The 20012-nt window shown below is 46.7% G+C and carries 22 protein-coding genes, 1 tRNA gene and 1 riboswitch; of the genes, 8 read left to right on the forward strand and 15 right to left on the reverse strand.

All coding sequences use genetic code 11. The features are described 5' to 3' along the window. Positions 1 to 4: 4 nt before the first annotated feature. The 4 genes from PKF022_RS04565 to PKF022_RS04580 are packed head-to-tail and all read right to left on the reverse strand — an operon-like array spanning position 5 to position 4087. The gene (locus PKF022_RS04565; RefSeq protein WP_281777390.1) at positions 5 to 733 is read right to left on the reverse strand and encodes an SDR family oxidoreductase; all 729 of its coding nucleotides are present in this window, start codon (positions 731 to 733) and stop codon (positions 5 to 7) included. After that, entirely contained in the window at positions 733 to 1512 is a 780-nt protein-coding gene (locus PKF022_RS04570; RefSeq protein ID WP_281777391.1) for a citryl-CoA lyase, read from the reverse strand. Before PKF022_RS04570 ends, PKF022_RS04565 begins: the two co-directional genes overlap by 1 nt. Positions 1513 to 1535: 23 nt before the next feature. Then, a complete protein-coding gene (locus tag PKF022_RS04575) occupies positions 1536 to 3044 on the reverse strand; it encodes an AMP-binding protein (RefSeq protein ID WP_281777392.1) in 1509 nt (502 codons plus the stop codon). Between the two features lie 50 nt (positions 3045 to 3094). Further along, on the reverse strand, positions 3095 to 4087 hold the full coding sequence (locus PKF022_RS04580; RefSeq protein WP_281777393.1) for a tripartite tricarboxylate transporter substrate binding protein: 993 nt from the start codon (positions 4085 to 4087) through the stop codon (positions 3095 to 3097). 403 nt (positions 4088 to 4490) lie between these two features. Between PKF022_RS04580 and PKF022_RS04585 the strand changes: the two genes are divergently transcribed. Genes PKF022_RS04585 through PKF022_RS04605 form a run of 5 tightly spaced genes read left to right on the forward strand, consistent with a single transcriptional unit; the run spans position 4491 to position 6308 of the window. Next, positions 4491 to 4790 (forward strand): hypothetical protein, encoded by a 300-nt coding sequence (locus tag PKF022_RS04585; RefSeq protein WP_216231745.1) that lies wholly within the window; start codon positions 4491 to 4493, stop codon positions 4788 to 4790. Positions 4791 to 4843: 53 nt separating this feature from the next. Beyond that, entirely contained in the window at positions 4844 to 5269 is a 426-nt protein-coding gene (locus PKF022_RS04590) for a Smr/MutS family protein (protein WP_281777394.1), read from the forward strand. A gap of 47 nt (positions 5270 to 5316) precedes the next feature. Further along, entirely contained in the window at positions 5317 to 5658 is a 342-nt protein-coding gene (locus PKF022_RS04595; protein ID WP_281777395.1) for a DUF883 family protein, read from the forward strand. 3 nt (positions 5659 to 5661) lie between these two features. Continuing rightward, a complete protein-coding gene (locus PKF022_RS04600; protein WP_281777396.1) occupies positions 5662 to 6030 on the forward strand; it encodes a phage holin family protein in 369 nt (122 codons plus the stop codon). Then, complete coding sequence (locus PKF022_RS04605; protein ID WP_281777397.1) at positions 6027 to 6308, forward strand: YqjK-like family protein; 282 nt, start codon at positions 6027 to 6029, stop codon at positions 6306 to 6308. The genes PKF022_RS04600 and PKF022_RS04605 overlap by 4 nt, the downstream gene beginning before the upstream one ends. Here PKF022_RS04605 and PKF022_RS04610 read toward each other — a convergent pair. Continuing rightward, complete coding sequence (locus PKF022_RS04610) at positions 6305 to 6823, reverse strand: adenine phosphoribosyltransferase (protein ID WP_281777398.1); 519 nt, start codon at positions 6821 to 6823, stop codon at positions 6305 to 6307. The genes PKF022_RS04605 and PKF022_RS04610 overlap by 4 nt on opposite strands. A gap of 11 nt (positions 6824 to 6834) precedes the next feature. Here PKF022_RS04610 and PKF022_RS04615 point away from each other — a divergent pair, with 11 nt between their 5' ends. Further along, the gene (locus PKF022_RS04615) at positions 6835 to 7392 is read left to right on the forward strand and encodes a 5'-methylthioadenosine nucleosidase (RefSeq protein ID WP_281777399.1); all 558 of its coding nucleotides are present in this window, start codon (positions 6835 to 6837) and stop codon (positions 7390 to 7392) included. 16 nt (positions 7393 to 7408) lie between these two features. Next, positions 7409 to 9079 carry an AMP-binding protein gene (locus tag PKF022_RS04620; RefSeq protein WP_281777400.1) on the forward strand — a complete coding sequence of 557 codons (1671 nt, stop codon included), beginning with the start codon at positions 7409 to 7411 and terminating at the stop codon, positions 9077 to 9079. Between the two features lie 11 nt (positions 9080 to 9090). Here the strand turns inward: PKF022_RS04620 and PKF022_RS04625 are convergent, their stop codons facing one another. The 5 genes from PKF022_RS04625 to PKF022_RS04645 all read right to left on the reverse strand — a co-directional run bounded on the left by PKF022_RS04625 (position 9091) and on the right by PKF022_RS04645 (position 13831). After that, complete coding sequence (locus PKF022_RS04625) at positions 9091 to 10830, reverse strand: IlvD/Edd family dehydratase (RefSeq protein WP_281777401.1); 1740 nt, start codon at positions 10828 to 10830, stop codon at positions 9091 to 9093. A gap of 65 nt (positions 10831 to 10895) precedes the next feature. Then, positions 10896 to 11759 carry a transporter gene (locus tag PKF022_RS04630; RefSeq protein WP_281777402.1) on the reverse strand — a complete coding sequence of 288 codons (864 nt, stop codon included), beginning with the start codon at positions 11757 to 11759 and terminating at the stop codon, positions 10896 to 10898. A gap of 7 nt (positions 11760 to 11766) precedes the next feature. Beyond that, a complete protein-coding gene (locus PKF022_RS04635) occupies positions 11767 to 12294 on the reverse strand; it encodes a hypothetical protein (protein WP_281777403.1) in 528 nt (175 codons plus the stop codon). 31 nt (positions 12295 to 12325) lie between these two features. After that, positions 12326 to 13633, reverse strand: a complete 1308-nt coding sequence (locus PKF022_RS04640) for a U32 family peptidase (RefSeq protein WP_281777404.1) — start codon at positions 13631 to 13633, stop codon at positions 12326 to 12328. A 122-nt stretch (positions 13634 to 13755) separates the two neighbouring features. Next, positions 13756 to 13831, reverse strand: a tRNA-Asn gene (locus tag PKF022_RS04645). A 21-nt stretch (positions 13832 to 13852) separates the two neighbouring features. Here PKF022_RS04645 and thiD point away from each other — a divergent pair. Continuing rightward, a complete protein-coding gene (gene thiD / locus PKF022_RS04650; RefSeq protein ID WP_281777405.1) occupies positions 13853 to 14737 on the forward strand; it encodes a bifunctional hydroxymethylpyrimidine kinase/phosphomethylpyrimidine kinase in 885 nt (294 codons plus the stop codon). Between the two features lie 25 nt (positions 14738 to 14762). Here thiD and thiE read toward each other — a convergent pair whose 3' ends face one another. From thiE to thiC, 5 genes are read right to left on the reverse strand one after another with little or no spacing between them, the layout of a single operon-like run. Beyond that, a complete protein-coding gene (gene thiE / locus PKF022_RS04655; protein WP_281777406.1) occupies positions 14763 to 15689 on the reverse strand; it encodes a thiamine phosphate synthase in 927 nt (308 codons plus the stop codon). Positions 15690 to 15711: 22 nt separating this feature from the next. Then, entirely contained in the window at positions 15712 to 16530 is an 819-nt protein-coding gene (locus tag PKF022_RS04660) for a thiazole synthase (RefSeq protein WP_281777407.1), read from the reverse strand. 22 nt (positions 16531 to 16552) lie between these two features. Beyond that, complete coding sequence (thiS, locus tag PKF022_RS04665; protein WP_281777408.1) at positions 16553 to 16750, reverse strand: sulfur carrier protein ThiS; 198 nt, start codon at positions 16748 to 16750, stop codon at positions 16553 to 16555. Continuing rightward, entirely contained in the window at positions 16741 to 17892 is a 1152-nt protein-coding gene (locus PKF022_RS04670; RefSeq protein WP_281777409.1) for an FAD-dependent oxidoreductase, read from the reverse strand. The genes thiS and PKF022_RS04670 overlap by 10 nt, the downstream gene beginning before the upstream one ends. 15 nt (positions 17893 to 17907) lie before the next feature. Beyond that, positions 17908 to 19848 carry a phosphomethylpyrimidine synthase ThiC gene (thiC, locus tag PKF022_RS04675; RefSeq protein WP_281777410.1) on the reverse strand — a complete coding sequence of 647 codons (1941 nt, stop codon included), beginning with the start codon at positions 19846 to 19848 and terminating at the stop codon, positions 17908 to 17910. Between the two features lie 37 nt (positions 19849 to 19885). Next, positions 19886 to 19993: riboswitch (TPP riboswitch) on the reverse strand. Positions 19994 to 20012: the final 19 nt, after the last annotated feature.

Genomic DNA, 20012 nt, shown 5'->3' on the forward strand with positions numbered 1-20012 from the left:
GAATTTACTGACTGAGACCCACAGTCATACCGCCACACACATAAACTACCTGACCTGTAGTAAATCCAGCGCGTTGGTCTAAGAGTGATGCAACCATATGAGCCACTTCTTCAGGTTGACCAATGCGACCTAGTGGCACGCTATCTAAAATGCGCTGTGTAGCGGGGGCACCTGGTGGGTTGGCGCTCTGAAAGAGTTCTGTAGCAATCGGACCTGGTCCAATAGCATTGACAGTAATGCCATTGGCGGCAAGCTCTAAAGCCAATGTGCGCGTAAGACCTAATAGTCCCGCTTTAGAGGTGGCATAAGCAATGCGCTCTTCTTTACCTAGAGCAGCGCGACTGGCGATGTTCACAATGCGTCCAAAGTGAGCAGCTTTCATCGTGGGGAGTAGGGCTTGCACACAAATGATGGCGGCAGCGACGTTGACAGTCATCACCGCCTGAAAATCAGCGATGGTGGTTTTCTCAATCGTGCCGGGGCGTACGATACCTGCGTTATTCACCAAGCGCGTGATCGAAAATTGGGAAGTGACATTAGCTAATGCAGCGCGTAACACTTGTTCGTCAGATACATCTACTTCGTAGAAGCTTTCATTAGAGGAAATTTCTGCAGGTGCCGTTTTGTCAAAATTGATGACATGCATGCCATCAGCAATAAGACGCTCGCTTATTGCGCGACCTATGCCACGGCTAGCGCCAGTAACTAAGACACACTCTTTAGGACTCATCATTAGCCAATCTTATTGGCGCCATCCACAAATGGAATGGCATGCTCGACGGTATCCCAAATAAAGCGGCCTGATGGGCTTTGTTGTTCTTCAACAATATGGGCCACTAATCCAGCTGAACGTGAAATTACCGCAAAGCCACGCATTACAGCAGTAGGTATGCCAATTTCTCCTAGGAGAGCTGCAACAGCACCGGTTGCATTAATGGTGATGGGTCGACCAGCAACTTCATCAACTGCTTTAGATAAGGTCTCCAACGCACGAATATGATCCCCTTTGAGCTCTTTCTCGGCGCGACCCATCTCTAAGAGTTTGTATGCTCTGGGATCTACTGGTTTATGAAGATGATGACCAAAGCCGGGAACTGCACCCTTAATGTTCTTGTAGTGTTGTGCAATTGAAAGCGCTTCAGCATAAGGGTCTTTTGCAGCAATGATGCGATCTAACAATGCCGAGCAATTCTCCATCGTGCCAATGAATGAGCTACCAACGGCAAGTAGACCGGCTGATACTGCGCCCTGTAAATTTTCAGGAGCGCTCATATAGATTAAGCGTGTAGCAATCGCACTCGGCGTTAAGCCATGCTCCATCAACACTATCAGCACGACATCTGTAATCCGAATATCTACCTCACGAGGCTCTCTACCCAAAATTTGCATCAACATCACTTCAGTGAATGTCTTTTTACCCATCAAATCTTCCACTAAATCAGCATCGCGGTAATGCAGACTAGTCAGGGTATGTGTACAAAGGCTGGTAACAGGCGTTTTTTTAGCGGTCATAGTTATCGTTTTCTAAATTAAATCTAGGCAGGAGCTTGAAGCTTTTGAATAACCGCACTCTTGAGTAGCTTGCCTACATTGGAGCGCGGCAAGCTCTCGTAGAAGTGAATGCGCTTAGGCGTTTGTACAGGCCCCAGTAGATTGCGAACAAATGCGATCAGCTCAGCTTCATTGGCACTTTGTCCTGGGTGTAATTGCACGGCAGCTTGAACAGTTTCTCCCCACTTTTCATCGGGCAGACCAAAAACAAGGCATTCATGAACAGCAGGGTGTTGACTCAGCGCATTCTCAACATCAACTGGGTACACATTAAATCCGCCAGTAATCACGATATCTTTGAGGCGATCCTTGAGATACAAAAATCCACGTTCATCGATCAAGCCGCGATCACCAGTATGTAACCAGCCATCAATAATGGTTTCAGCAGTTTTCTCTGGCATGCGCCAATAGCCATTCATGAGTAGATCACCACGCGCAACGACTTCGCCGATTTCACCGCTGGGCAAAATTTTGCCTTCTGGGGACATGATGGCTACATCGCTAAACCATGTAGGCCTACCAACGGCTGCCCAGTTATTGGGGTCTTCAAAATCTTCTGGTCGCATGACCGTCAAAATTTGTGGTGCTTCTGTCTGGCCGTAGGTGGTTCCCAATACCGGCCCAAAAAAATCACGTACTTTGCGAACTTGCTCAGGTGGCATTGGTGCACCCCCATAAATCAGTCTGCGCAATTTTGGGAAATCATTTTTAGAAGCATTGGGTAAAGCCATCAACATATAAACGAGTGTTGGCGGCATGAAACAAACAGTCCCTCTGCGGTCCCGAAATGCGGATCTCACCACCTCGGCACCGGCACCATCCAGAATGACGTGGCAACCACCTTGAGCTAAGATGGGAACAATATAAGTTGATGTTCCATGGGTAATCGGGGCCGCTACAACATAGCGCTCATGCTCATCAAATCCCCACACATGAATTTGATTGCTAATGTTTGCCATCCATGCACGGTAGGGTTGCATGACGCCCTTAGGCGCACCGGTAGTGCCGCCCGTAAATTTAATCGCTTGAATGGCATCTTGAGGCAATTCAAAAGTGGGTTGAGGTGCATCAGCATGTAGATGGATAAGTTCATCCATGCTTCTGGCTGAAGCGTTAGTGTCGGTACCTGTATATATCCAAGCTCCTGGCGCGCCTTTGAGTAATTCCTGGTTTGCCGCATCTAGGATAACGATAGAGGGCTCAGTGATATTGATGATGCGCGCAATTTCTGGGTGAGTACTCTTAGGATTTAAAGGCACCCATACCTTGCCGCACGCCAAGATCGCGAGGAGAGCAGTGATGTGATCTGCGCTATTGCCTGCACAAATTGCAACGCGACTTTGTAATGCTGGATCTAAAGCCGAAAGTCCTGCCGCCAGAGCTTTGACTCGCGCAGCTAAGGTTGCGTAATGAATTGGACCTGCAGGGGTGTCAATGGCAATGCGGTCGGGCCAGCGTTGCGCAGCCCTCCAGAAAAAGTCGATAGGAAACATAAATTAATTCATCTTCATAAAGACGATTTGCGAAGGGCTAAGGATTACTGTTATTCAGCTTTGGCGCCGGATTCTTTTACTACTTCACGCCAGCGTTTCACTTCAGAGACCTCAAATGCGGCCATCTTTTCTGGTGTGCCGGGCTCAGGGGTGGCGGCCAACTCTTGCATGCGTTGACGTACCTCAGGTGAGTTCAATGCCTTATTGAGCGCGAAATTAAGCTGCATGATGATCGGCTTTGGTGTTCCTGCTGGAGCAACTAGAGCAAACCAAGATTGCACATCAAATCCAGGGTAGCCAGATTCTGCAATGGTTGGGACATCTGGCAAAAATGGTGAGCGTTGAGCGCTGGTAACGGCAATCGGGCGAAGTTTTCCAGCCTTGATGTGAGGTAATGCAGAAGGAGCGTTGTCAAACATCGACTCCACTTGTCCGCCGAGTAAATCAGTTACAGCAGGCGCACTTCCTTTGTATGGGATATGCAGCATTTGAATTTTGGCTTGCATCTTGAACATTTCACCGGAAAGATGAATAGATGAGCCGCTGCCTGAAGAGGCGAACGTGACGCCATCTTTTGCATTTTTGGCATAGCGCACATAGTCGGCTACGGTCTTGACGGGCAGGCTTGGGTTGACTACCAAAATATTCGGAATCTTCGCAATCATGCCAATCGGCTCAAAATCCTTAATAGGGTCGTAGCTTAAATTTGGGTAGAGCGTAGCGTTAATCGTATTGGCAATAGAGAAGGCGTATAGCGTGTAGCCATCTGAAGGAGAGCGGGCTACTAATTCAGCGCCAACGTTGCTGTTTGCTCCTGGCTTATTTTCAACCAGGATAGATTGGCCCAAGGTATTGCTCATGCTAACGGATACCAAACGCGTTAGGACGTCTGTAGCGCCGCCAGCAGAGTAGCCAACAATAATCTTGATGGGCTTAGTCGGCCACGCTGATGATGTCTGGGCTACAGCTGATATCGAGGTGGCTGTAATCAGGGCAGCAAAAACACTCAACAAACCTTTTTTGGGTGTGAAACGTAAAGACATAGATCTCCTCCGGTTTATAGGGTGCTTTAAGACAATCTCAATAAGCCCTAATTTTTAATTTATCCAGTATTTATAACACCAAAGACGAGAAAACGGTTTCTTGCTCCTTTCGCCTAAGTTCAACATCCAGATCTTTTATTAGGGTATCTCACTACCTTTTTTTATACTTCACAATTTCACAAGTACTGAAGTTGTGATATAGTGTTGGAACTGGGAGATGAAATGAAGAGACAAATACCAAAAACACATCAGGCCTTGGAATGGGTAGGCAAAGGCATGACTGCCGCTCAAGCAGCAAGAAAGATGGAGATTTCAGAATCCAGTGTGTATGCCGCTCTTAGAAAAACCAGAGCTAAAGAAGTAGGTTGTTGTCCAACGTGTGGTCACAAAATAAGGAACTAAGATGAAAAAGACTCTATTAGCAGCCGTATCAATCTCAGTAGCTGCATTTGCTTATGCAAATACAAAGCCGTCAGATTCTTCTGAGTTAGTAAATCAGCAGTGCAAGATTTCTGCTGAAGCGGTATCTACGTTGAAGGGCTTACGCTATGGCAACACTTCAATCCGCAAGGATGTATCGACACTCATTAACGCCAGCTTAAAGACGCCAGAGAATCGAGATCTTGCGCAAAAGACGCTCAATCTCATGGTGGATGACAAATCCATTGATGCTAGAAGTCTTGAGGGTAAGTACTGCTCTTAATTGACCAGTTAATTACCTTGGCACACAACGCAGAATGTCCTGACTGTGGGAACATGCGGGCACTGTTTGATCAATGCCCGCATTGTGGGTCTAATAACTTGCCAATATTGAGCTCCGATACGATTGAGCTCAATATTAAGCAAGATGGTCCCTATGTGGACGAAGCACTAGAACGAATTACAGACTACCTACGAAAATCTCTAGAAATTGGGATCAAGGCCATAGTCTTGATTCATGGATATGGATCTAGTGGCGAGGGTGGACGAATTAAATGGGCCATTCATGATGCCCTGGAAAACAATCGCTATTCAGATAGGGTTGATGAATATCATTTTGGTGAGGATGTAGCCTACGGGAGCGAGGCCTACCATGCCTTGCTTAAGCGCCGCCCCGGATTAAAGCGATATCTCAAGCGATTTAAAGAAGGCAATGCTGGTATGACAGTCTTATTGCTAGGTTCTCAAGCTAGAAGTGCTTAGAATAGGATTACCGTGCAATTACTGCCTTATTTATTGGGAATAACTCTATGACTGCCAAGAAACTTGACCATACCGTTGTCCATGAGGACAAGCAAACTGGTGCTGAAAGCCTCATTGGCGAATTCAAATCACTCATGGCAGATGCCGAGGCCTTAATTAAGGCTACCGAAGATCATCCAGGTGAGGCGATTAGCTCCATCCGCAATAAAACCTTAGAAACTTTGGCTGGCGCCAAGGAGAGTCTTTCTGGTGTCGAGGGTAAATTGCTAGATAGGGCAAAAGTAGCTGCTGAAGGTGCGGATGATTTTGTCCATCGCAATCCATGGGAAGCGGTTGGCGTTGCTGCAGGTTTAGGTTTGTTGATTGGTTTATTTATTGGACGCCGTTAAGTCATGTCCCAAGAAAACTTACTATCCTCCATCAAGGGTCTAGCTGCTACCGGCGCATCTATTGCGCAAACACGGTTAGAGCTCTTATCTTTGGATGTGCAAATTGCTAGAAGCAAATTCATTAGCTTGTTGGTGATGATTATCAGCGCCTTATTTTTTTTATTTTTCGGCCTAGTGATGTTGGCATTGCTGATTGTGATCTATAGCTGGGAGGCTGATCGCATGTTAGCTCTTGGTTTATTAACAGGCGCATTTTTATCGATCGGCTTGATCCTGGCTCTGCTCATTACTCAATCGTTACGCAAAATGCCTCGATTATTTGAAGCCTCAATTACAGAATTCGCAAAAGATCGCGAAGCGCTTTCAAAATGAGTGAGAAGCTAGAGGCTTTAGAGCGCCGTCAACGTGAGCTAATAGTTCAGGCGAACCGAGAGCGAAAAGCTTTTGCAGAACATTTTGAAGCTTGGGAAAAGCCACTCTCTTGGGCGGATAAAGGAATGGATGCAGTTCACTTCCTAAAGAGTAATCCCATTTTATGGACTAGTGCTTTTGCAGCATTGGCGCACTACAAGCCTAAGATTGCCAGCAAAGTCTTGACAGTAGGTTGGGGTGCTATGAAGATTGTTAAAAGCGCTAAAAAGCTAATCTAGCCTTTCAATAGGGATTGATGCTTAACACCATTCTGGCTCAACAATGTATTGCCATTTAAAAAAGTAATTTCTAGCAAGGTTATTGCACCTGCTACTTCAAAGCCAGCATTTCGAATGAGCTTATCTGCCGCAATCAAAGTCCCGCCAGTAGCCAGAACATCGTCCAAGAGCAATACCTTGGCACCCTTGGGCATGGTGGACTGCTGAATTTCCAGTGAATCATTCCCATACTCCAGGCCGTAGCTTTCACGATGGCTTGCTAATGGCAACTTGTTTGGCTTTCTGGCTAGTGCCAATCCCTTATGGGCATGGTGTGCTAGAGCAGAGCCAAAGATGAAGCCACGCGATTCAATGCCCAGGATGTGGGTGTAATCAAATTGCTGGGCCAGATCATGCAGCCGTGCAATTGCCTCTTTAAATGCGGTTGGATTAGCTAGCAAAGGGGAGATATCCCTAAAAAGAACGCCAGGTTTAGGAAAATCGGGAACTCCAGGTAGATAATCTAATAAATTCATTGCTAACCAATATGAAAACAGAACTACTCATTATTACCGCATTAGAGACCGAGCTCAAGCGCGATGCACTACCAAGTGGCGTGGAGATTGTGTATTCAGGAATTGGCAAAATTAATGCTGCAATGACGAGTATTAAAGCAATACATCAATATTCCCCCAAAAGAATCTTGAATTTTGGAACCGTGGGAAAAATTAATCCCGAGTTACATGGACTATTGGAGATCGGTAAAGTGATACAGCGCGACATGGACGCGGAACCATTGGCGCCACGTGGCAATACTCCTTTTTGTATCCGACCCCAAGAGTATCTTTCCACAGGACAATTTTTGTGTGGCTCTGGCGATAGCTTTGTGACCGCCAAAGATCCATGGTTATTGAGTCAAGGTGTAGATGTCGTGGATATGGAGTTGTTTGCAATAGCTACGGTTGCACATGAACATCGCATTCCCTGGCAATCCTTTAAATACATTACTGACGATGCGAATGAGTCATCTGGCACTGACTGGGGCGACAGAGTACATTATGGTCAGGATTTATTTTTAGAAAAGTTGCGGTCCATCATTCGTTGAATATCAAGGGGCATCTGTGAGCGCCGTAAAACCCTGGCTAAAACATTACCCTGAGGGGGTTCCCCATGAGTTAGGTCCTTTAAATCACACATCGCTGAGTGATTTTATGGAGGAATGTTTTACGCGTTTTGCTAATCGCAAGGCGATTGAGGCAATGGGCAGCTTCTTTACTTATGCCGATATTGATCGCTTATCTAATAATTTCGCCGCCTATTTAGCAAGTCTCAATCTAGAAAAAGGGGCACGCGTAGCATTAATGTATCCCAACGTGATTGAGTATGTGGTTGCAATGCTTGGTACGCTACGAGCTGGATATACAGTGGTAAATGTCAATCCGCTATATACATCACGAGAACTAGAGTCTCAATTAAAAGATAGTGGCGCTGCCGTTCTAGTACTCATGGAAAATTTTGCATCCACTTATGAGCAGATCTTGCCGCAAGTAGATCTGAAGACTGTCATTGTTAGTAGCCCTGGTGAATTACTGGGCCTCAAGGGGCATCTCATTAACTGGGTCGCGCGCCACATCAAAAAAATCGTACCGCCCTGGGATTTCAAGCACATCAAAATGAATGATGCGTTACGAATGGGTTCTGGACTCACGTTTGTGAGGCCATCTGTAGGATTGGATGACATAGCCTTTTTGCAATATACCGGTGGAACGACTGGGGTTTCAAAAGGCGCAGTGTTACTGCATCGAAATATTCTATCTAACGTGATGCAGATAGAGGCTTGGCTTCACCCAGGTCTCAAAAAGCAGCGCAATGATCAATTGGTTTTCTTGTGCGCTTTGCCAATGACCCATATCTTTGCTTTAACTGCCTGTGCTTTATTGGGAATTGCTAAGGGCGGCTTATTGATCTTGGTGCCGAATCCGAGAGACATCACTGGTTTTATCAAAACGCTGATTAAACATCCCAATATCAATATCTTTCCTGGTGTGAATACCTTGTTTCATGCATTGATTCACCGCCCTGAATTTAAATCAGTCAAGCTACCCAATTTATTGGTAACGATTGGTGGCGGCATGGCTGTGCATAAGAAGACGGCGGATCATTGGCAGGCGCTGACTGGAGTGCCTATTGCGCAGGGTTACGGTCTTTCAGAAACCTCGCCAGTGGTTTGCGTGAATAGCCCGCTGGAGGATCGCTTTACAGGCCATATCGGCTCACCTATTTCAGGTACGGATGTGGTGATTCTGGATGATGATGAAGTAGTCTTGCCGCAAGGATCGATAGGGGAGATCTGCATTAAAGGTCCGCAAGTCATGGCAGGCTATTGGAACAAGCCGGATGAAACCCGCAACTGTATGACTGCTGATGGTTACTTTAAATCTGGCGATATTGGTCTGATTACTCCAGAGGGGTATGTGCAGATTGTTGACCGCAAGAAAGACATGATTGTGGTGGCAGGATTTAAAGTATTTCCCAATGACGTAGAAGATGTCATTGTGCAAATGCCCGGCATTCAGGAGTGTGCCGTCATTGGTGAGCCGCACCGCAAGTTAGGTGAGATTGTGAAGGTTTATGCGGTCCGCTCAGATCACCACATTACTGAAGCAGCCGTGCTGCAGTATTGCAAAGAGCATCTCACGAACTATAAGCGACCCAGAAAAGTGATTTTTGTAAATGAATTACCGAAATCTAATGTAGGCAAAATATTGCGTCGCGAGCTCAGAAATATTTAAACGAAGATCGTTTACTTGCGAGGTGTTTTGCCTACCATCTTCGCCGCCCTTAAGAAATCAAAGTCAACGCCTTGATCTGCCTGCGTAACGGTATCTAAGAATAGCTTCTTATACCCACGCTCAGCAGTAGGTGAGGTAATTGGATTTTCTTTCATGCGCTTCGCTAATTCTTCATCAGAAATTAAAAGGCTGATTTCTCGATTCTTGACGCTCAAGCGAATGCGATCTCCGTTACGCACTTGAGCCAACGGGCCACCGATAGCGGATTCAGGTGTAACGTGCAAGACAATCGTGCCAAAGGCAGTGCCACTCATGCGTCCATCAGAGATGCGAACAATATCTTTCACGCCAGCACGAGCCAGCTTCATAGGAATAGGGATATAGCCAGCCTCTGGCATGCCAGGAGCGCCTTTAGGCCCAATATTCTTGAGTACTAAGATATCTTCTGCGGTGACATCTAATTCAGGGCTATCAATACGGTTAGCCAAGTCTGCAGCGTCTTCAAACACTACCGCTCGTCCTTCATGCTCCATGAGCTTTTCATTGGCAGCAGATTGTTTAATAATGGCGCCGCCTGGTGCTAGGTTGCCGTGTAATACCGCAATGCTGCCGCGTGGATAAATAGGCTTATCAAAGGGGCGAACAACATCTTGTTTAAAGCTTGGTGGGGCCGCATCAATTTCTTCGCCAAGTGTTCTGCCTGAAACTGTCATGGCGTCTAGCTTTAACAATGGCTTGAGTTCGCGTAGAAGGGTGGTCATGCCACCAGCATCATGGAAGTTCTCCATGTAATGATCGCCGGATGGTTTTAAGTCCACCAGAACCGGGGTCTCATCACCCATCTTGTCGAGGGCATCTAAGTCGATTTCCAATCCCATGCGACCTGCAATTGCCGCAAGGTGAACAATACCGTTAGTCGAGCCGCCAATAGCGAGCAAGACCCGCATCGCATTTTCAAAGGCATCAGCAGTTAAGACTTTATCGATTGTTAAACCTTCTTTGGCCATCTTCACGGCGCAAGTACCAGTTTCTTCTGCAATACGAATACGATCCGCAGTCACTGCAGGAGGAGTGGCGCCACCGGGCACAGTCATGCCGAGCGCTTCGGAGATGCAAGCCATGGTACTAGCAGTTCCCATCACTGAGCAGGTGCCAACACTGGCTACCAATTGATCGTTTACTTCATCTTTTTCTATTTCGTCAATTTCACCAGCGCGGAACTTACCCCAATAACGACGGCAATCGGTGCAGGCGCCAACCCGCTCACTGCGATGTGAACCTGTCAACATGGAGCCTGTAATCAGCTGAATGGCAGGGATACCTGCAGAGGCGGCACCCATCATTTGCGCTGGGACAGTTTTATCGCAACCACCAATCATGACAACAGCATCCATCGGCTGCGCGCGCACCATTTCTTCGGTGTCCATCGACATCAAGTTACGCAAATACATGCTTGTTGGTGCCGCAAAACTTTCATGAATAGAGATTGTCGGAAATTCCATTGGTAAACCACCGGCTAACATGACGCCGCGTTTTACCGCTTCAAGTAATTGAGGCATATTACCGTGGCAAGGGTTGTATGCACTGCCAGTATTAATGATGCCTATTACGGGGCGATCTAAGGCGCTATTGGTATACCCAGCTCCCTTAATGAAGGCTTTGCGCAAAAATAATGAGAAACCTTTATCGCCATAGCTAGTCAGGCCTTTGCGTAAACCACTCTCGGCAGGGTCTTTTGGTTTATTGCTCATGAATGTCTCAAATCTCTTATAAATGTTCTTTTGGTTTTATTGTAGCGATTCACTGCCGACTTGACCTATAGGCCGCCACCCCAGCGATACTGCCAAGAAATACCTATGGCATCGTAGCTGTTGTTGGTTCTGGAATAAATGCCTGTGCTGCCAGTTAAGCGTATGGAATTGTGCTTATTGATGGGGTAGGACAGAGTACTACCAAAGCGCCAATTTTCTTGGGAACCACTGACGGGCATGCCGTTCACATAGGATTGGCCACCCATATAGTAGGTTGCATCCGCAGATATCCAGGCCGTATTCTGAAAGTAGTAAATCACGTGAGATTCGGTGGAGTACATGGGGTTTTGGGAGAGTGTGTTGCTGCCCATAAAGCTTGTATTGCTAGTGTAGATGGTTGCCATCCCGGCTAACTCTAAACGCCAAGGCCCAATCGCTTGGGATGCGCCGATGCCCGGTTGAATGACAGAGCGATTTGCACCCACATTCAGCATTTGATCGCTGTTGTACTTTCCCCAGGGTATGGACGCTGCAAGACTGGCACCAATAATGAGATCTTGTTGATAGTTTTTGAATTCATCTAGCGAAAGCGCTGGTGCACCATATAAATTGGCTGAGACTTTTACAACAGGATCCGACAAACCTTCCGCAGAAGCATTCATGCTCTGAGACCCAATGCTGCCGCTTCCTGTCAGTTGAGCATAAGGAAGTAGGAGGCTGATTCTGCCGGACTGCCCAAAGACATCAACGATACGTGTGACATTGATCGCTTCAGTGGTTAGCTTATAAGAGCCACTTTTAGCCTGGGCGATCCCGCCAGTAATAAAGTTAATGCCAATCGGCGCATTGGAATACATGCGCGCTTCAATTTCTTGAGCGTTAACTTGTTGGCAACATATTGCTAACAAGCAAAACCAAAAAATTCTCACAGGGTAATTATTTTTTAGAGCCAAATAAGATGGCTAGTGTTGCGGTATTGCCCAGGGCTTGATTGACACCCATAAAAATCAAGTAGGGCCAGACGATAAGCCAATAAAGGATGGACATCGCAAAGATTCTTAAGGGCTCCCCATTTCCAAATGCTCTCATGGAAGAAATAAATTCTTTGCCATGGATTAAGCCATCAATCCCCGCTTCAATAAAGTTCAAGGCAAGAACGAAAAGAAGATAGACAATTGATTCGAACAAGAGAGAGTTCACAATTCCATGTTCTTTATTGATTTTGATTGGATAGGCCGCCTGTGCAATCAACATAAATTTTGCTGAGATACCAGCCTTAATGAGCGCAAACCCAAAGATCGATAACGGGATAGGTCGCTCCTCAAGAGCGGTCGCCGCAACAAAAGTAATCGCACAGAACCAGGCGCCAAAATAAAGCGTTAAGCCAAAGGCTTTTTTAGCCTCATCCTTGAGTTTTTCTTTCAAGCTGTGATGGTTTGGCTGCCCAACAGTAGTGTTCGTCATTAAAAATATTCAATCAGAAAAATTGGATGGGCTATTCACCACAAGTAGCGCAAGAGCCTGCGACTTCTGCTGGGGCAGGGTCTTGTGTGTAGCGTGCAATAAAGGCATGCTTGCTCGACATCGGTATTTTGAGCCATACAAAGTGACCCGACCCCGGGGCTACATCAATCGATTCGCCATTCATATTCCACATTTCAGTCAGCGTCACATCGGTGTTACCGCTTGGTTCAATAATCTCTAGCTTATCGCCAACGGAGAAACGATTCTTGACGTCTACCTTAACGCGGCCCGTTACTGAATCCATGTCGAGAGTTTCGCCAACATATAAGCTGCGCCCTGATAAAGAGTGGCCGCGCATATAGAGTTGATATTCTTTGTCGTGATGACGCTCATAAAAGCCATCGGTATAACCACGATTGGCTAAACCTTCTAGTTGACCTAACAAAGCAGTGTTAAACGGTTTGCCTGCTACTGCATCATTAATGGCTGCTCGGTAGGCCTGCACAGTTCGTGAAACGTAATAGGGAGACTTAGTGCGCCCCTCAATCTTGAAAGAGTCAACACCCATCTTGGTAAGACGCTCAATATGTTCAACTGCTCGCAAATCCTTCGAGTTCATGATGTAAGTGCCATGCTCGTCTTCTTCCATTGGCATCAGATCATCTGGGCGGCGAGCCTCTTGCAGAAGAACCACATCACCGCTGCCATTTTGTTGTCCTGGCTTAACTTTGTAGTCCCAACGGCAGGCGTTCGTACAGGCGCCTTGATTGGAGTCACGATGAGACATATAGCCCGAAAGCAAACAACGGCCTGAGTAGGCAATACATAAAGCGCCGTGTACAAAAACCTCAAGTTCCATTTCAGGACAATCTTGACGTACTTCTTCGATTTCATCAAAAGAGAGTTCGCGAGACAAAATTACGCGACTTATACCAACCGAGCGCCAGAATTTTGCTGATGCGCCGTTTACAGTATTAGCTTGAACTGATAAATGAATTGGCATATCTGGCCATGCTTCACGTGCCATCATGATTAATCCAGGATCAGACATGATTAAGGCGTCTGGTTTTAATGCAATCACCGGATCCATATCTTTGATATATGTGCGCGTCTTACCGCCATGTGGCAATAAATTAGAAACTAAATAAAACTTCTTACCCATGTCATGGGCAGTATCAATTCCTTCTTTGAGAACTTCGATCTTGCCAAAGTCGTTATTGCGAACTCGTAGTGAATAACGAGGTTGTCCGGCATAAATGGCATCCGCACCAAAATCGAATGCAGTGCGCAACATATTGAGGCTGCCAGCGGGAGCGAGGAGTTCGGGGATCTTAGTCATAGGCGCTATTTTAGTGTGCTTAGGCCGAATATTGCTCAAGACATGGATGTGTCTGGTCAGGGCTCTATAAGTCGTTTTAGGCAATAAAAAAGCCCCTAGATTGCTCTAGGGGCTTACTTATTTGGCTCCTCGACCTGGGCTCGAACCAGGGACCTACGGATTAACAGTCCGGCGCTCTACCGACTGAGCTATCGAGGAATAAGCCGATATTATAGCAAGATGAAATCACTTCTTCCCACTTCTGTGCAGATCCCCAAAGTACTGACGATTGCTGGGTCCGATAGCGGCGGCGGGGCGGGGCTCCAAGCCGATCTCAAGGTCATCACTGCCCTTGGTGGCTATGGCATGTCGGTGATAACCGCAATTACTGCTCAAAACACCTTGGGTGTCACGCGTATTCAGGATATTGATCTGGATGTTGTTGAGGCTCAGATTGATGCAGTTTTGTTGGATATTGGTGCTGATATTGTCAAAATTGGCATGTTGGCCAGCCCAGAAATAGTCAAGACCGTAGCTAAATCTTTACGCAAGCACGGTGTGAAACGCATTGTTCTTGATCCTGTATTGCGAGCCACTTCTGGTGCAAGTTTGGGTGGTGATGACACTGCCCAGGCCATGATTTCTGAATTGTTTCCGATAGCCACACTCATTACACCAAATTTAGATGAGGCTTCTTTATTACTGGGTCGTGAAATTAGCGGACCCAATAATTTCAAATTAGCCGCCGAAGAATTGCTTGATATGGGACCACAGGCAGTGCTGATTAAAGGCGGACATCTTGATAGCACGCATACCCAAATTACAGACTACCTAATGTTGCGCACCATCGAGGATGGTTTGGAAGTAGTGCAGACAAAAGAATTTAAACACTATCGCGTAAATACAGTGAATACTCATGGCACTGGATGTTCATTAGCCTCTGCAATCGCTACATACCTTGCTGATGGTCATGACCTCAGCCACGCAGTAGCTAAGGCAATTGCCTATGTAGAGGCTGGTCTTGAAGCAGGTCGTTTCTTAAGTATTGGTGAAGGTCCTGGGCCTTTATGGCATATGCATGACTTCTATCCAACCGCGCTACTGGATGAAAAAGATAAGTACTAAAAAATATTGTTAAAGCTATTTTTTCTTAAGCTTGCATTAACTCTTGCAAGTGTTTCACCGCTGCCTTTGGATCTTTGGCTTGTGTAATAGCTCTGACGACGGCTACTGAGCCCACACCACTTCTAGCGACCGCATGAATACTATCTTGATCAATACCACCAATAGCTACTAGCGGGTAGTGACTCATGAGCTTGGCATATTGATATAGACGACCAAGACCTTGTGGTGCTGTAGGCATCTTCTTTAAGTTCGTCGGAAATACTGCGCCCATGGCGATATAGCTTGGGCAGAAACGATCTGCATAGGCAAGCTCCGCATACCCATGGGTACTTAAGCCTAAGCGCAAACCTGCCGCACGAATCTCATCTAAGTCAGCCACTTCCATATCCTCTTGACCTAAATGCACGCCATATGCGCCCGCATCAATTGCTTCTTGCCAATAGTCGTTAATAAATAGCAGTGTTTTACTATCTTTAACTGCGGCAACAGATTCTTTGATTTGTTTTCGAATCTTGGACTTATCTTCGGATTTAAATCGTAATTGCACTGTCGGAATTTCTGCATCGACCATGCGCTTCACCCAATCAGCATCTGGCATCACGCCATATAAGCCTAAGCGTTTTGGACACTCCTTAAACGCATTGGGATTCATATTGCGAGTCCAGGGGAGTAAATCAAAATGTTCTGGTCTGCTGGGCCACTTAAATGGATTAAAGCCCCCATCCTGCAAAGTCATGCGTGACCAAGCTTTACCAAGAACTTTGGCATCCGCTTCGATAAACCCCATGTCAATGGCAGCTAAGGCGCCAGCCAATTCGTAATGATCAACAGCCGCCTCGTTATCTATCTGGGGTGGTGGCGTGTTTAAGCTGAAGGTCGGAATCGGAATGCATAGATCCGCATTACGATGCGCTGCAACGATTTGGTCGGCAAGATCACGTATTAAGCTCATCAGTTCAGTGTACTGAAGTTCACTACGATTGATGCCAAAAAGGCGTTCCCACCAAAGGCGTGCTGGCTTGAGCTGATGCTTGGGGTTTCATGGCGCCCGATAAATAGGCTGCACGTCCTGCATCTACCGCCATTGCAAAGGCTTTGGCCATAACTACTGGATCGTCGGCCAATGCCACTGCAGTATTGAGGAGCACACCATCAAAACCCCATTCCATCACGGTACATGCGTGCGAAGGAAGGCCTAAGCCAGCATCGACTAAGAGCGGCACTTTCAAGCGATCGCGCAAGAGTTTCATGGCATATGGATTCAAAGGTCCTTGGCCGGTACCAATCGGCGCCGCCCATGGCATTACTGCTTGGCAACCCACATCGACTAAACGTTGGCACAAAATCAGATCCTCAGTGCAATATGGCAAGACCTTAAAGCCATCTTTAATTAAAGTCTCAGCAGTTTGTACCAAACGCAAAACATCGGGCTGCAAAGTGTAGTCATCACCAATGAGTTCTAACTTAATCCAATCGGTTTCAAAAACTTCGCGGGCCATTTGTGCAGTGGTAATAACTTCTTGCGGGCTATGACATCCAGCAGTATTGGGTAAAACAGGCACAGCCATCTTTTTAAGCAAGTCCCAAAAGCCACTATGCGCTTCAGCGGTGGAAGTGCCTTGACGACGCAAGCTCACAGTAATCATGGCTGGATTAGATGCCTGCACAGCATTTTCTAAAACCTGAGGCGAGGGGTAACGTGAAGTTCCCAATAGCAAGCGACTAGCGAAACTCTCGCCATATAGAACGAGGGTATCAGCGCTACTGAGATTGCTAGGTAATGGGGCGTTCATATTAAGTCAGTTCGTTATTACATCACCCGCCAGTAACGGGGGCGATCACTTCAATTTGGTCATTCTCATTCAAGACAAATTCTTGATGCTTTGTCTTGGGTACAAAATTCAGATTCACAGCAACAGCATAGGGCGGTTTAGCGTTAATCAGCGCTAGCGCATCGCTCACCAGGCTTTGACTTGGTAAGTTGTACTCCACTTGATTCACGATTACGCGCATATGGCCTCAACTTGATTGTCATTTTGCGTCATGCTTAAACCCAATTCCAATGCGGTCTTGCTAGAACCTTCTGCCAGCAACTGCAAAGCGCAATCCAAAACTGCCGGTGCAATCATAAAACCATGGCGGTATAGGCCGTTGATCATGATCAAATCCACCAGCCCTTTTTCTTTTTTTACCCGAATTTCTGGGAGATTATTTTTTAAAGTAGGGCGACACTGCGTTGCCATTTCTAAAATACGGGCTTCTGCAAAGCCGCTATGGACGGTATAGACCGCACTTAGTAGCTCCATCGCAGAGCGCACACTCATCTCTGAGAGATCGTCGGATTCAATTTCAGTAGCGCCCACCACGTAGATATCGTTTTCCTTGGGGGCAATATAGATTGGGTACCGTGGGTGAATCAATCTTGTGGGGCGGCGCAGTTTAACTTCGGGCGCATAAAGTCGCACCACCTCACCACGAACACCACGTAAGGTATTAGGCTTGTCACCAGAAGACCAGGACTCTTTTGCGCCAGTACCGCGACAGTCAATGACCGCTTTGTAGTTGGACTGCTGACGTAGCTCTTGCGGGTCAACTTCTGTGTGCCAATGGCAATTCACCTTCAATAGCTTGAGCTCACTAGCAAGTGCATTGAGTAATTGGCGATTATCTAGCTGACCTTCATTAGGTAAGTACATGCCTTGAGTAAAGCGATCGGCAACACCTGGCTCTAAATCACGTAAAGCATCACTATTTAACTTTTGTGGTGCGCTTAAATCCGAGTTAGAGCGGCAGTTTTTTTCTAGATGCGCTGCAAAACGCTCAGCTTCACTAGCGTCTTGTCGATGCCAGAGGATAAGCGTCCCATCTTGCTGAAAGTAAACTGAATCAGACAGCTCAGAAATGAGCTCCTTCCACCGAGGCAGGCTATGCAAGCCCATACGGACAACAGAGTCTTCCGTAATTGCCGATTCCGCTAATGGCGCCAACATTGCCGCCGCAATTCGTGCTGCAGCATGTTCCCCATCAGCACCACCCTTATCGAATAACTCAACCTGAGCACCGCTCCTAGCAAGGGCAACTGCCAGTAAGCGACCCATGAGGCCGCCACCGACAATTGCATATTTGCTTTGAGAGAAGTTCAAGCTGTTTGCCATCGTATAAATCAGTAGTTACTGATAAATCTCACTACCGCGTTTGCGGAACTCCGCAGACATCTCTTCCATGCCTTTGGATGCATCAGAAACCTCAGTAATCGGAATGACTTTGGCTTTTGGATTGCCATCAGCATCTAAAGTCGCTGCATAGTCACGTACTTCTTGTGTGATCTTCATGGAGCAGAACTTCGGACCGCACATCGAGCAGAAGTGAGCAATCTTTGCGCCTTCAGCCGGCAAAGTAGCATCGTGATATTCACGCGCACGCTCAGGATCTAAACCGAGATTGAACTGATCTTCCCAGCGGAATTCAAAGCGGGCTTTAGATAAAGCGTTATCGCGCACTTGAGCGCCCGGCAAGCCTTTAGCCAAGTCAGCACCATGAGCTGCAATCTTGTAAGTGATGATGCCTTCGCGGACGTCTTCTTTGTCTGGCAAGCCTAAGTGCTCTTTTGGTGTGACATAGCAAAGCATGGCAGTACCGTACCAACCAATTTGCGCTGCACCAATACCACTAGTGATGTGGTCGTAACCTGGGGCAATATCTGTAATCAATGGTCCAAGCGTGTAGAAAGGCGCTTCTAAGCAATGTTTGAGCTCTTCTGTCATGTTTTCTTCAATGCGCTGCATTGGTACGTGGCCAGGACCTTCAATCATGACTTGCACATCATGCTTCCATGCTTTGGCAGTTAACTCACCTAAGGTATGAAGTTCACCAAACTGTGCGGCATCATTGGAGTCAGCAATACAGCCGGGACGTAAGCCATCGCCCAAGCTAAATGAGACGTCATAGGCTTTCATGATTTCGCAAATCTCATCAAACTTCGTATAAAGGAAGTTTTCTTTGTGGTGAGCCAAGCACCATTTAGCCATGATCGAACCGCCACGAGAAACAATACCGGTAATACGATCAGCCGTTAGTGGAACATAGCGAAGCAATACACCCGCATGAATAGTGAAGTAATCCACGCCTTGTTCAGCCTGCTCAATTAAGGTATCACGGAACATTTCCCAAGTGAGATCTTCTGCAATGCCACCAGTTTTGTCTAATGCTTGGTAGATAGGAACGGTACCAATTGGAACTGGAGAGTTGCGAATGATCCATTCGCGGGTTTCATGAATATGTTTACCAGTAGAAAGATCCATGATGGTGTCTGCACCCCAGCGAATGGACCAGACCATCTTTTCCACTTCTTCATTGATAGATGAGGTAACAGCAGAGTTACCCAAGTTGCCGTTAATCTTTACGCGGAAGTTGCGACCAATAATCATTGGCTCTAATTCAGGGTGATTAATGTTAGCCGGAATAATCGCGCGACCAGCAGCAATCTCAGAACGCACAAATTCACCGGTAATGATTTCAGGTAGGTTGGCACCATAACCTTTGCCAGGATGTTGCTTAAGGAGCTGCTTGTAAGCAGGGTCCTTGCGGAGTTGCTCAAGGCCCATGGATTCACGCAGAGCAACGTATTCCATTTCAGGAGTGATGATGCCTTGGCGTGCGTAGTGCATTTGACTTACGTTATGACCAGGTTTGGCGACACGTGGAGCGCTGATATGAGAGAAGCGTAAATTTTGTGTAGCTTCATCCTGAGAGCGCGCTACACCGTATTCAGAACTAGGGCCAGCCAATTGAATGGTGTCATTACGCTCCGCAATCCATGTATCACGCAGTCTTGGCAAACCTTTTTCAAGATTGATCACAACATCCGGATCACTGTATGGTCCAGAGGTGTCATAAACAGGAACAGGGGGATTTGCTAATAATTCTTCGCCTACACGAGTAGGGAGTTGCTCAATCATGCGGATTGGCGCTTTGATATCTGCTCTTGAGCCTTGTAGATAAGTTTTTGTTGAGGCGGGATAGGCAAACTTTTGCCCAAAGTCGCGCTCCAAGCTTTTTAAGCTCGGAATCTCGTGTTTAGCGTTTTTAGTTGAAGTCTTACCTGTACTCATGTCCATCTCCTAGCTGTTTTAGATGGACGAAACCGGGTGTCGGTCTGATGTAACTCCCCACGCCAGCATTACCTGGATCGGGTTAAAGGGTCTTTCTCAGCGCCTTCAGTCTTAAAACCTCTGAAGGGCACCCCTGTTTCATCCTTATTCAGGATTTAACCACG

Origin of the sequence: Polynucleobacter sp. KF022, assembly GCF_027924105.1 — a bacterium.
Taxonomy (GTDB): Bacteria; Pseudomonadota; Gammaproteobacteria; order Burkholderiales; family Burkholderiaceae; genus Polynucleobacter.